This is a genomic window from Sphingomonas sp. (genome assembly GCF_031361285.1).
Classification (GTDB): Bacteria; Pseudomonadota; Alphaproteobacteria; order Sphingomonadales; family Sphingomonadaceae; genus Sphingomicrobium.
This window is the reverse complement of the sequence record NZ_JANMCO010000152.1, coordinates 1-12,104: the sequence shown is the minus strand read 5'-3', so window position 1 is coordinate 12,104 and position 12,104 is coordinate 1. Positions and strand designations below refer to the sequence as shown.

Annotated in this window: 11 protein-coding genes; 3 read left to right on the top strand and 8 right to left on the bottom strand. The window is 64.3% G+C overall.

The window, feature by feature from the left end; genetic code table 11:
• Positions 1 to 648, bottom strand: a 648-nt coding sequence (locus RMO25_RS12450) for an asparagine synthetase B family protein (protein WP_405051889.1), incomplete at its 3' end; no start/stop codon positions are given.
• Between the two features lie 63 nt (positions 649 to 711).
• Positions 712 to 2,214: a hypothetical protein gene (locus RMO25_RS12445; RefSeq protein ID WP_309662921.1), complete on the bottom strand. Its 1,503-nt coding sequence runs from the start codon at positions 2,212 to 2,214 to the stop codon at positions 712 to 714.
• 62 nt (positions 2,215 to 2,276) lie between these two features.
• Here RMO25_RS12445 and RMO25_RS12440 point away from each other — a divergent pair, with 62 nt between their 5' ends.
• Both RMO25_RS12440 and RMO25_RS12435 read left to right on the top strand, forming a co-directional pair.
• Positions 2,277 to 2,777 (top strand): acyltransferase, encoded by a 501-nt coding sequence (locus RMO25_RS12440; protein WP_309662920.1) that lies wholly within the window; start codon positions 2,277 to 2,279, stop codon positions 2,775 to 2,777.
• Positions 2,774 to 3,748, top strand: a complete 975-nt coding sequence (locus RMO25_RS12435) for a Gfo/Idh/MocA family oxidoreductase (RefSeq protein WP_309662919.1) — start codon at positions 2,774 to 2,776, stop codon at positions 3,746 to 3,748. Before RMO25_RS12440 ends, RMO25_RS12435 begins: the two co-directional genes overlap by 4 nt.
• Positions 3,749 to 3,750: 2 nt before the next feature.
• Here RMO25_RS12435 and RMO25_RS12430 read toward each other — a convergent pair whose 3' ends face one another.
• Genes RMO25_RS12430 through RMO25_RS12410 form a run of 5 tightly spaced genes read right to left on the bottom strand, consistent with a single transcriptional unit; the run spans position 3,751 to position 9,618 of the window.
• Positions 3,751 to 4,884 carry a glycosyltransferase gene (locus tag RMO25_RS12430; protein WP_309662918.1) on the bottom strand — a complete coding sequence of 378 codons (1,134 nt, stop codon included), beginning with the start codon at positions 4,882 to 4,884 and terminating at the stop codon, positions 3,751 to 3,753.
• Positions 4,881 to 5,759 carry a class I SAM-dependent methyltransferase gene (locus tag RMO25_RS12425; protein ID WP_309662917.1) on the bottom strand — a complete coding sequence of 293 codons (879 nt, stop codon included), beginning with the start codon at positions 5,757 to 5,759 and terminating at the stop codon, positions 4,881 to 4,883. The genes RMO25_RS12430 and RMO25_RS12425 overlap by 4 nt, the downstream gene beginning before the upstream one ends.
• The gene (locus tag RMO25_RS12420; RefSeq protein ID WP_309662916.1) at positions 5,756 to 6,985 is read right to left on the bottom strand and encodes a glycosyltransferase; all 1,230 of its coding nucleotides are present in this window, start codon (positions 6,983 to 6,985) and stop codon (positions 5,756 to 5,758) included. The genes RMO25_RS12425 and RMO25_RS12420 overlap by 4 nt, the downstream gene beginning before the upstream one ends.
• Positions 6,986 to 7,007: 22 nt before the next feature.
• A complete protein-coding gene (locus RMO25_RS12415) occupies positions 7,008 to 8,465 on the bottom strand; it encodes an oligosaccharide flippase family protein (RefSeq protein WP_309662915.1) in 1,458 nt (485 codons plus the stop codon).
• A gap of 52 nt (positions 8,466 to 8,517) precedes the next feature.
• The gene (locus RMO25_RS12410; RefSeq protein ID WP_309662914.1) at positions 8,518 to 9,618 is read right to left on the bottom strand and encodes a DegT/DnrJ/EryC1/StrS family aminotransferase; all 1,101 of its coding nucleotides are present in this window, start codon (positions 9,616 to 9,618) and stop codon (positions 8,518 to 8,520) included.
• Positions 9,619 to 9,899: 281 nt separating this feature from the next.
• Between RMO25_RS12410 and RMO25_RS12405 the strand changes: the two genes are divergently transcribed.
• The gene (locus RMO25_RS12405; protein WP_309662913.1) at positions 9,900 to 11,495 is read left to right on the top strand and encodes a hypothetical protein; all 1,596 of its coding nucleotides are present in this window, start codon (positions 9,900 to 9,902) and stop codon (positions 11,493 to 11,495) included.
• On the opposite strand, the gene RMO25_RS12400 is transcribed toward RMO25_RS12405, so the two are convergent.
• The coding region (locus RMO25_RS12400; RefSeq protein WP_309662912.1) for an EpsG family protein at positions 11,488 to 12,104 on the bottom strand (617 nt) is incomplete at its 5' end. The genes RMO25_RS12405 and RMO25_RS12400 overlap by 8 nt on opposite strands.

Genomic DNA, 12,104 nt, shown 5'->3' with positions numbered 1-12,104 from the left:
CGGCGTGACGGTCAGCACACAGCCGGGCTCGAGCTTGAACAGCCGCTTGTAGATCGACAAGGGCGCCGGAATGTAGGTGCGGGCGGCGAACAGCCGCAGCGCGCGGCGGTCGATCTCGCCCTTGAAGCCCGGGTGGGCGCGGATCGCCTTTATTTCGGACGCGAAGATGAAATCCTTGCCGGCCCAGCCGTAGTATAGCGGCTTCTCGCCGAAGCGGTCGCGGACCAGGCTGAGCGTGCGCTCCTGGCGGTCCCACAGCGCAAAGGCGAACATGCCGACGATCCTGGGCAGCGTCTTGTCGAGCCCCCAGGCCGACACACATTCCAGGAACGTCTCGGTGTCCGAATGACCGCGCCAACCGCCCGGCGGAGTGGCGCCCTGCGCCTCAAGCTCCTGGCGAAGCTCGGCGTGGTTGTAGATTTCGGCATTGTAGGTGAGGACGTAGCGGCCATCGGCGGAATGCATCGGCTGGTGGCCGGATGGCGACAGGTCGACGATCGCCAGGCGCCGGTGGGCCAAGCCGACGCCGGCCGCCGCATCGACCCAAATACCCTCGTCATCGGGACCGCGGTGGACGATCGTCGCCGCCATGCGGGCGAGAATGTCGGCATCCACCTCCCTGCCGATGATTCCAGCGATGCCGCACATAAGATCCTGCCATCCGTTTGCAGCGCGCTGATTACGTCAACGCGCGACCCGCCGCCAGCGTCTCTAGTCTGCCGGAGGCAGGCGCCGGCCGTTGAAGATCACCTCGCCGTGGATGCGCGCGCTGTACAGCTCGATATTGCCGGTGAGGACGTTCCGGCCGATGAAGGTGCCTCTCGGATAGGATTGCGCCGGCGCCCGCTGCGACAGCACGCAATCGGCGAAGATGACGACATTGGTGGTCCACGGCAGCACGGCGTCGTGGGTCAGGAGGAAGCGGCAGCGGTTGAACAACACGTTCGGGTTGTCGGGCAGGTCGGCGATCGGCCGCGAAAGGTTGGCGCCGCCGTACACTTGCCCGGTTGGCGACAGCGCCGGGTCGTCGCGAAACGTGCAGTCGTGGAACTGGCATGCGCGCTCAGGGTCGGGATCGCCGAAAGCGTGCACAATCGGGCCGACGAAGTTGCACCCGATGAACCTCATTCTCGGCTTGTTCGGCCACGCCGCCCAGGACGTGGTGCCGATGAAGGTGCAGCGCTCAAACAACGCTCCCTCGGATGGGCCGCTATCGGCGGTCAGCCCCGCGCCGCTGTTGTTCGAGAACTCGCAGTCGGCGAAGCGAAGGTCGCCGACGTGCTTGCCCGCTTCCGACTCGATGTCGACACCCGCACCCGGAGGACTTGAAACCGGCACCTTGCCGGTGTTCCTGAACTTGCACCGGGTGAAGCTGTAGCCGCGGCCGCCGACGATGCTGCAGCCCTGGCGCCCGTTATACTCGGTGACAACGTCGTCGACGGTGCTCACCGCGGCGCGGCTGTCGAGCCCGTTGATGATGAGGCCGTCGAGCGCATGATGGTGGCTGTGGATCCGGCTCAGCCGCTCCGGCCCCGAATTGTTGACCAGCTCAATGCCGGTCGTGCCGATTTGCCAGCCCGCATCCCCATATTGGCCGCCGATCAGGAGACGTCCGACATTTCCATCCAGCTCGAGATCGCGGATATCAACCAGCCCGCTGCAGTTCTCGACCCGAATCATCGAGCGGTACGGCGACGCCAGCTCGCCCGGCTTGGTGTACGGCATCGGGTTGCGGGTTGGCCGTCCGGTGACGGGATGGAAGGTGCCATAGCGAAGGCCGGCCTGGCACAGGAGCCGGGCACCGTTGCCGCGAATGACCAGCGGCCCGGTACAGCCGAGGAACTCCATGATCTTCGCCGGCTCAAACGCATATTCCCCGCCGGGCTGCCGATGCTGCCCGCCGACCAGGTAGGTGGTGCGACGAAGGATGATTTCACCGCCGCCGCGCGCGTTGACCAGCGCCGCCATCGCGGCGAATGCGGCGGTGTCGTCGGTGACGCCGTCGCCGCGCGCGCCGAAGCTCTCGGGCGCGATCGCCGCAACCTGGGCGCCGCCGCGCCGGCTGGCCGACATGGCGCAAGTGCCGGCCGCGGCGAGCAGCCATTGACGTCGGGTCGCCTTCATCCGCGCGTTCTTGCCGATCTTCGCTGAACGCCCGGCGAACGGGTCCGTGGCGACAATTTTCGCCGAGGCCGCCTTTGACCCGCCAGACACTCGTGTTAGGCGCGCTATCTTCATCTGGCAGAAGCACAATTTTGGGGTCGGAACGCGACGAAATGACGGATACCTTCATCCATCCATCAGCAATCGTCGATCCGAGCGCGCGGATCGGCGCGGGGGCTCAGCTGTGGGTCAATGTCCAGGTCCGCGAGCAGGCCGCCATCGGCCGCAACTGCATCCTGTCCAAGGATGTCTATGTCGATCACGGCGTCACCATCGGCGACAATTGCAAAATTCAGAATTCGGTCTCGGTATACCATGGCGTAACTATCGAGGATGACGTGTTTGTCGGGCCCAACGCCTGCTTTACCAACGACCGGGTGCCGCGGGCATTCAACAAGGATTGGGTGGTTTCCCCGACCATGGTCCGGCGCGGCGCGAGCATCGGAGCGAATGCCACCATCGTCTGCGGAATTACGATCGGTGAATTTGCAATGGTCGCTGCCGGATCGGTGGTCACCAGGGATGTCGAGCCGTTCGCGCTGGTGATTGGCAACCCCGCCCGAATGGTCGGTTACGTCGACGAGAGCGGCACTCGCAAGGATCGACAATCGTGACGCCAGGCAAACCGGTTCGCTGCGGGATCATCGGCCTTGGCAGGATGGGACAAAACCACCTCCGTGTCCTGTCGCTGCTCAAGGGCGCGGAGATCGGCTTTGTCTACGACAAGGATCCGGACACCACGCAAAGAATTGGCCAAAGCGCCGGGGTGCCGGCAGCCGACGACTGGAGCTCGATGTTGGGCGAGGTCGATGCGGTCATTATCGCCAGCCCGACGACGACCCACGCCGATTACATTTTCGCGGCCGCCGGCAGCGTTCGCAACATCTTCGTCGAGAAGCCGGTTGCGGAAACGTCGGATCGGGCATTCGAGGTCGCCGCCTTCGCGGCCGAGCGGGGGTTGAATATCCAGGTCGGGTTCGTGGAGCGGTTCAACCCTGCGGTCCAGCAGTTGAAGCAGCTGCTCGATCGCTCGCGTGAAGTGGTGAGCGTCGATTTCGCCCGCACCAACAAGATCAGCGCGCGGATCACGGACGTCGACGTGGTCGCCGACCTGATGATCCACGACATCGACCTGGCCCTGCATTTGAATGGTCCGGCGTCGGATGTCGCTGCGCATGGCATAGCCGAAGGAGGCATGATCGATTTCGCCTCGGCCCTCCTCACGCACCGCAATGGCCGCTTCTCGAGGATCATGGCAAGCCGGATCACCGACAAGAAAATGCGCATGATCCAGGCGACCTGCCGCGACATGTTCGTCGATTGCGATTTGCTTCGAAAAGAGATTTCGATCACCCGGCAATCCGAGGTCGTCCAGCCCAAAGGCGAGCCCTACACCATCACCGCGCTTGAAGAGACGCTGGAGGTTCGGCCGCAGGAAGCCCTGGTCCTGGAACTGCAGGCGTTTTTGCAGAGCTGCAATGGCGAATTCCTGGAGCATACGCCCGGAATCGATGCCGGCGTGGAGGCGATGCGAATCTGCACCGTGGTGCAAGGATCGATCCTGAACAAACCGCAGCTGGCCTGAGATCAGTCCGGCGAGCCGAGAATTTTCTCGTAAAACGCCCGATAAGCTCGGAACATCGCCTCGGCGCCATGATGGGCCAGGACGTGCTGGTGCTGCCGCGCCGCGAGCGCGCGCCGCGCCTCGACGGAACCGAGCAAGCGGACCGCTTCGGCTGCGACCGCCGAGGGATCGGAGCTGGAGTAAATCCAGTCGCCCGGCCCGGTGCGATACGCGTCATTGGCCTGGAAGGCGATGAGGGGCAGTCCCATGGCGGCCGCTTCCAGTGCCGCGATCCCGGTGATCGGGCCGACGTTCAGCGTCAGATAGAGGTGGATGATCGACAAAGGCAGCGCCGGCCGCAACGCCAGCCCCGGCAAATGGACTCGTTCGGCCAGGCCCGCTTCCGCTGCCATAATTCCCAGGCGCTTCGCCTCGGGCCCGCTGCCGGCCATGAGCAAATGGGCATCGGGAATCGACCTCGCCACACGCTCGAATATCCGCATGAGCATCTCGGGTCGCCGCTCGCGCACCAGCCGGCCCACCGAACCGATCACCAGCGCATTCGAAGGAATGCCCGCCTCCGCCCGATAGGCGTCGCTGGCGGCTTTTGTCGGCGGAGCGAGGTCTAGAGCGATCCCGTTCGGGATCATCGCCGAACGCACTTTTGGATGATCGCGCGCGAACCGCGACCAGGGCTCGTCCTCGGCCATCGCGATGAAGCCGTCATGGGTGGCCGCGAGCGCCATGTGAAACCGTTTGAGCGGCAGTCGCACGGGCGCTCCAATGCCGTGATAGGTTTCGACGATCCTGGGCCGATTGCCCCGGCGCAGCGCACGCATGGCGGTCGCCACGGCGCCGAACAGGCTTCCGAAGGTCAAATGGCAGTGGATTATGTCGCGCGACAGGAGCCATTCGCGGTTGCGAAGCATCCACGGCAACAGCCGCAAATAGGCCGCGAGGATCGAGCCCGCCGATCTCGCGACATAGCGCACGTCGACTTCATCGCGCAGGTCGCACAGCAACAGGTCCTCGGGAACGTGGAAAGCGGCGACGATCGCGACTGCATCGCCGTTGGCCACGGCCGCGTTCGCAAGGTCGACGGCAACGCGCTCCGCCCCTCCCTTGGTGAACGCGGGGATGACATGGACGATGTTCATCGGTCACGACCGGTGGCGGCCTTCGCCCGGCGCCCACACGCGACCCAATAGGGTTCACCTTCCCTAAAAGCGATGTCGGTGAGATCCGCCGCCGCCATCATCCGCCGGATCTCGTCTTTCGAGAAACGCTGCTCGAGCCGCGTGCCGAAACGGTCCAGCGCATCCGTCCTGAGGCTGTAGAAACTGCGGTAGCGATACGCGCTCAATGGGAAATGGCCGACGTCCGCCCCGGCTTTCTCGAACAGGCCCGCCGATCGGCTGAGCGGCCAATAAACGAGGGCCGCGATCCCCGACGTAACCGCCTTGCGGAGTGGAAACGGCAGCCGCGAAATGGCCTGCCGGGCGACGTCGCTCACTGCCCAGACGGCTCGAAACCACGCCGGGCGGTTGTCGAAGCTGTAATAGAGATAGACCAGGAACGGCGCCCCGGGCTTCAACTTGCGGACTGCGTCGCGCATGGCGCGGGCGGAGTCGGGGATGTGATGAAGGACACCGAGCGCATAGCCGAAGTCCTGGCTGGCATCGGTCAACGGGATGGCGTCGGCGTCGGCGAGGTGAAAGTCGACATTGGCCACGCCGGCCAGTCGGCGGCGGCAGACCTCCAGCGCTTTCGCGGAGGGGTCGATGCAATTGAGCCTGCCGACCCTGGGCGCCACCAGCCCGGCCCAGCGCCCCGAGCCGCAGCCGAGATCGAAACCCTCGGCATCGTCCGGCAGCTCATCGAATGGGAACAGCGAGAAATATTGCTCGAACAAGCGGCGGCGCTCGCTGGGATCGAGATCGCCCTGGTCGAACGCGCTCCATTCCTCGCCGAAACCCTCGACGGTTTTCGTGTCGATGTTGCGAGCGCCGGTGGGAATCTTCGCTCTGGTCACGGCGTGCTCGCTTTCAACAGGTCGTCATAAGCCTGATGCTCCAACGCGCGGATGCGGTCGACATCGGACCAGTCGCGGGCCCGTTCCCGCGACGCTTTCGACATCCTGGCCCGCAGCCCGGGATCGTTGATCAGTTGCAATGCGCGGTCCGCCATCGCCCGGTGATCGAGGAACGGGACGACAAAGCCGCTGACGCCGTCAACGACGAATTCCGACTGCCAATCGCGATCGAAGGCGACGATCGGCGATCCCCCCAGGCCGCATTCGATCAACGCAATTCCCGTCAGCGGGGACAAAGTGAGGCAATGAGGGGTGATCTCGCTGAGCTCGAACTGGTCCAAATGGCCAAGGAAATGGATCTTGCCAGCCATGCCAAAGTCCTCGACCAGCGCTTCCAATTCAGGCTGCATGGGCCCGCTTCCGGCCAGGAGCCCGACGGCATCCGGGGTGCTTTCAATCACCAGCGCCATCGCGCGGACCGCCTCGTCCGGATGCTTGAGCGCCAGCAGGCGACCGACGCACAGCAACAATGGCGTGCCCGGCCTTATCCCGAGGCGAGACAGGCGCGCCGATGGCGGACGCTCGGACGGAAGAAGGAAATGCACCGATTCAATGTACTTGCTAACCGGAATGATCGCGGTTCGGGCCCGCGCGCCGTTGGCGACCGCGAAGCCGAGGTTGTTGCGGTTGGCGGCAGTCACCAGGTCGGCGCGCGACAGAACGAAGCGCGCCAACCAGCGCTCGACGCAACGGAAGCGCAGCAGCCGGGGCATCTGGAGAGCCCCGGTGGCTTCATAGATTTCGTCAGGATTGCCATTGACGGCGACCAGCAGCGGCCGACCGGTCAGCCGTTTCAACAGCCAGCCGACGAAGCCCGAATAATAAGGATCCGCGCATGCAATAAGCGAGATGCGCTGATCCAGAATCACTCGCCGCAAAAGTCGCACGAGCTTCGCCTGCGAGATCAGGAAATTGAGCGGCAGCAGCCACTTCGGCAGTTTCAGCGACTCGGCGACGCCCTCGATGATGACCTGTCGATCGGAAAACGGCGTAACCTCGATCGAGGAGCTTTGCTTGCCGGCGATATCGGCCAGGGGATGCACGCCCCAAACCCGGGCAAAATAGTCGCCGCTGTGCCGCATCTCGAAAAACTGGTCGTGCCGCTTCTGGCGGACGAGCTCGAGGGTATGGGCCATGTCGATGTACATCAGCCGGCGTTCGGTCACAGTCGCGATTCCCCACTAAACTCTACAAGGCCGCCGAAGGCGGCGGCTCGCGCCCGGCGATGCGCGCCAGCGCTCTCATCCCGTCGCGCCACGGAACCAGGTCTATGGCCACCGCCAGCGCCGCGCCGGCCGCCATCACCGCCAGCTTCGCGGCGACTGCAAGAACGGTGCCCGGGGTCGTCAGGACCAGCGCCGCTATCGAACCACTGACGGTCGCCGTCACGAACAGAATGATCCGCCCCCATCGCACCGGCACCGGATAGAAGCGGTCCGAAAGCATCCACCAGGCGAGGCTGAAGGCGGCCGCCGACCCGAGGCTGCCGATGGCCGCGCCGAAAAGCCCGAAAGCACCGATCAACAGGTAGGCCAAAGCAAGCGCCAGCAGGCCGGAGACGATGCTTACCACCGCCTGCAGGCTGGTGCGCTTGGCGATCCAGAATCCGGGCGCGAAGATGTACATCTCGACCAGCAACGCCGCCGGCGCGAGCATCATTACCAATGGTCCGGCGGCCGCATAGGCCGGGTCGCCGCGCCAGGCGATGGCGTCGGCGGCAAACAGGCCGAGTGCCAAACACAGCAGCAGGCCCGCGGCACAGAAGGCTTCGAACACGCGGCCGATCGCCGCCGGAGTGCCGGGTTCCGCATGATGAGCCGTAATCAGCGGGGTCATCGCCGCCTGCAGTCCGACGACGGCGAGGGTCGACACGGTCCCGATCTGCGCCGCGAATGCGAACACTCCAACCGCGGCGAGGCTGCTGAGATCGTTGAGAGCGATGCGCGGCGCATAGGCCAGCATCGACACCGCCAGCGATGCCGGAACCAACGGCACCGCGAAGGCCAGCATCTGCCGCAGGTGCGAACGGGAGATCGGATGCAGAAGCTGCCCGCGAAGCCGCCAGCCGCCCCACGCGACCGCGGCCGCAGTGCCCACGGCCTGGCCGAGGAACGCCCCCTCGATGGGGACCGGCGCGGCCATCGCCAGTGCGATCGACAGGCCCGGTGCAAAGAGGCTGTAGATCAGGCTTACGATGACGAAGTCGCGGGGGCGAAAGGCCGAGCGGAATTGGGCCTGAATGAACAGGAACAGGCCGTTGAACACCATCACCACCAAAGCGATGCGGAATGCGCCGAGGTAGGCCCGGCTGCCCAGGACCCGGTCGATCAGCCACGGCGCGAATGCCTGGCAGACGACGAGGAACATCAACTGGCCCGCCAGCGTGAACCACCACGCGCTGCTCGCAAAAGCGGTGCGCTCCCCCTCGTCCTTGCTGCCGGTGTAGTAGCGCGCCAGACCCTGCGAGACTTGCAGGGTCACCACCAACGCCGCCAGAGTGCCGACCAAAGTGAGCATCGCCAGCGCGCCATAATCGGTCGGCCCGAGGATCCCCGCCAACACCAGCAGCGAGACCAGCAGCGAACCCCGCGCGACAATGTTGGTCAAGCCATAGGTTACGCTGTGACGGAGCAGGGAATCGATCATTCACCCAGCTCGACCGGCCCGATTTCTCCGCCGCTGACCACCAAGTCCGTCGTCACTTGCCGGCGACCGCCTTCGCCACCGCGTCGACGATGCGATCCTGGTCCGATTGTTCCAGATAGGCATGCATCGGCAGGCTAAGCACCCGGCGCGACGCTTGCTCGGAATGCGGCAGCGGCCCGAAAACGCAGCGATCGCGATAGGCGGGCTGCTCGCTGAGCGGAGCTGGATAATGCACCGCGGTCGGAATTCCCGCCGCTTCGAGCGTCCGCTGCACGGTCTCCCGATCGTCGACGAAAATGGTGTATTGGGCGAAGACGCTGGTGCGGTCCTGCTTTTGCGACACCCGCTCGATGCCGCGCTCGCTCAGCAAGCGATTGTAGCGTTCGCCGATTTCCACGCGGCGGGCGATTTCCCACTCGAAGCGCTTCAGTTTCGTAAGCACGACCGCGCACTGCAGCGTGTCCATGCGGCCGCCGACGCCGATCCGGGTGTGGTGATAGCGGCCCGACTGGCCGTGGACCCGGATTTCGCTGCACGCCAAAGCGAGCGCGGAATCGTCGGTGAAGATCGCCCCGCCGTCGCCGTAGCAGCCGAGTGGTTTTGACGGAAAGAAGCTGGTGCAGCCCAGGGTCGAAACGGCACAGCTCTTTCGCCCCAGATACTCGGCGCCGAAGCTTTGCGCTCCGTCTTCGATCACCGCCAGTCCATGACGTTCGGCGAGTGCGTTGATTTCCTGCATATCGGCTGTCTGGCCGTACAGGCTGACCGGCATGATCGCCCGGGTCCGCTTGGTGATCGCGGCCTCGATCAGGGCCGCATCGACGTTGCAGGTATGGGGTTCGATATCAATGAGGACGGGCGTCGCGCTGGCGAGAACCACGACTTCGGCGGTCGCGGCGAAGGTGAAGGCCGGCATGATCACTTCATCGCCCGGCCCGATGCCAAGCGCCATCAGCGAGATCAGCAATGCTTCGGTGCCGCTAGCGACGGCAATGCAATGCTCCGACCCGGTGTAAGCGGCGAGCGCCTGCTCCATCTCGGCTACCTCGGGGCCCATGATGTACTGGCCGTGCTCGAGCACGCGCGCGATGGCGCCGTCGATCTCTTGCTTGAGCGAGTGATATTGGGAGCGCAGGTCGATGAACGGGATCATGAGGCGATGCAGCGGCACTCGCCGCGCTCCAGGCCATAACATTCGCCGGGTGGGATGAACCCCGCGGCTTCGATCAACGCGAAGTTCTTCATTCCTTCCGCTCTCCTATCCATAGCTTGGATGTCAATAATCAAATCGGACGCGATAAGGTCCCGTGTCGGCAAGGCCCGATGCGTAGATAAGCTGCGACGATTGGCCAATATCTGCCTTGGCAGCCCATCGAAAGCGAAGCTAGACGAGAAAGCGCTGAGGTCCGGCCGGTAACCAGGAAGCATTCGCCAATGAAGATAGGCCTCATCGTCGACAACCTGCACATTGCCCGGTGGCAGGCGGACGCGCTGGCCAGGCTGCCGCCCGAATGCGAAATCCTTGTCTATAATTGCACCAACAGCCGCCCGTCGCGTCGCTCGCTCGAACATGCGCTCTACTACGGGCTGAACCTGGCCTGCCTGCGGACCCGCACGACCGCGCAGGTTCGACTGCCCGAAGCGCTCAAAGTTGCCGGCAGGATGGATTTCGCGGCGGAATATGAGGGCGCCTGGCAACGCCTGCCGCAGCCGCTGCTGGACAAGATCGCCGCCGATCAGCCCGCCTTGCTCCTGAAATTCGGCATGGGGCTGTTGCGGGTCCCGGCCGCTTCCGAGCTGGCGATCCCGATCCTGTCCTACCACCACGGGGATTCGCGCGCCTTCCGCGGCCGGCCCGCCGGTTTCCATGAGCTGCTGACAGGCCGGGACACGATCGGCCAGGTCGTCCAGATCCTCTCAAACTCGCTCGATGCCGGGGAAATCGTCGCCTTCGCGGAAACCAAGGCGCATGGTCATTCCTATCGGCGGACGATGGTCGAATCCTATCGCTGCTCGCCGCTGCTCCTGAAGACCGCGATCGCCAATGCCTTGAGCGGGAAACGGATTGCGATCGAGGCGACCGGCAAGATCTACCGCCTGCCATCGAATACACTGGTGCTGCGCTTCCTGGTCGAGCAGCTGCGCTGCCTGCTCCGGCATGTGACCTACGGGGCGATGTTCGAGAAATATTGGGAGGTCGCCGAGGCGCCGGTTCCCGCGGACGCCGGAGCGGCGCCTTTGTCACGCCTGCCCGATCGAACGACCTGGCGCGTCGCCCGATGCCCGCCGGAATACCGCTTCCTGGCGGATCCATTCTATCATCCCGAAGGGCTTGGCTTGCTCGTCGAAGCGCTCAGGAAATCGACCAACAGCGGCGAGATCCTTTTTCTGTCGCCGACTGCCGAAACCCCCCTCACCAACGGGACGGGTGGACATTACAGCTACCCCGCGACGTGCACCGTCGATGGCCAGCATTTCATGGTCCCGGAAATGTCGGAATGGTCGGCGGCCAGGCTTTACCGGCTGTCGCAATCAAGGCTTGAGGACGTTGGTGAGCTGGATGTGCCCGGCCGGCCGCGATTAATCGACCCGACTCTGTTCCTGTCCGACGCCGGGGTGTTCCTGTTCGCCAATGACGACCGGGATGGCAGCTCCGTGCTGCGGTTGTGGCACGCCGATTCGCTGTTCGATCGCTTCGCCGAGCATGGCTCGAGCCCGATCCGCATCTCTCCCGCCGGCTCGCGGATGGCCGGCGCCATCCACGTCGCCGCCAATGGAGCGCGCTTCCGCTTTGGCCAGGACCTGCGGCGGGATTACGGCGATGGAATTGTGATTTTTCGGGTCGATGCGATTTCGCCGGCCGAATATCGGGAGACCGAGGTCGGCGCGGTGCGGTTGGCGGGACTGCGCGGGCCGCACACCTTGAATTTCCGCGATGGCGATGTGGTTTTCGATTATTATTCGGACCGCTTCTCGCCCCTCGCGGGGGTCCGCCGATTGCGCTCGCGAGCGCGGCGAAGCCTCAGCTGAACGGATAGAGCTGGTAGGGCACCCACGCGCCCGCATTGTCGGCATAGTTCAGCCAGACGAATTGCACCGCGAACGAATAAAGGATGATCAGGAACTTCGCGATATTGCTTCGATAGGCAAGCGGTATCCGCGCCAGGACCGCGATTTGCAGCGGCGTAATATACAGGGCAAGCCGGTCGACCGCGGTCGATGATGGAAGCACGATCAGCAGCAGCAGAAAGAGGAATGCGGCCAGCGAGAAGTTGCGCCACATTTTTATCTGTTGTGGCGAAAATCCGAACCGCCGCTGATTGAGCAGAAATATGGTTGCCGGGACGATCGACATCGCAACCCGAATGGCCGCTCCTTGCGAATTATATGCTGCCCGGATGTAGTTGGTGACGAACCGGTCGGCCGTGCCCGACAGGAAGAAGTCGTAGAGGATGAAGCTGAACGCCAGGGCAAGCACCAGGTTCAGGGTCCGGTTGCGCTCTCCCGAGAGAATAACGAGCGGGAGCATGACGATGGCCGTTCGGTGGAACAGCGCCGCCGCCACGACATAGACAATAAAGCGCAGGGTCGTGCCGCCTCGCGCCAACCGCGCCAGCCCGGCCATCAGGATGCCGATCG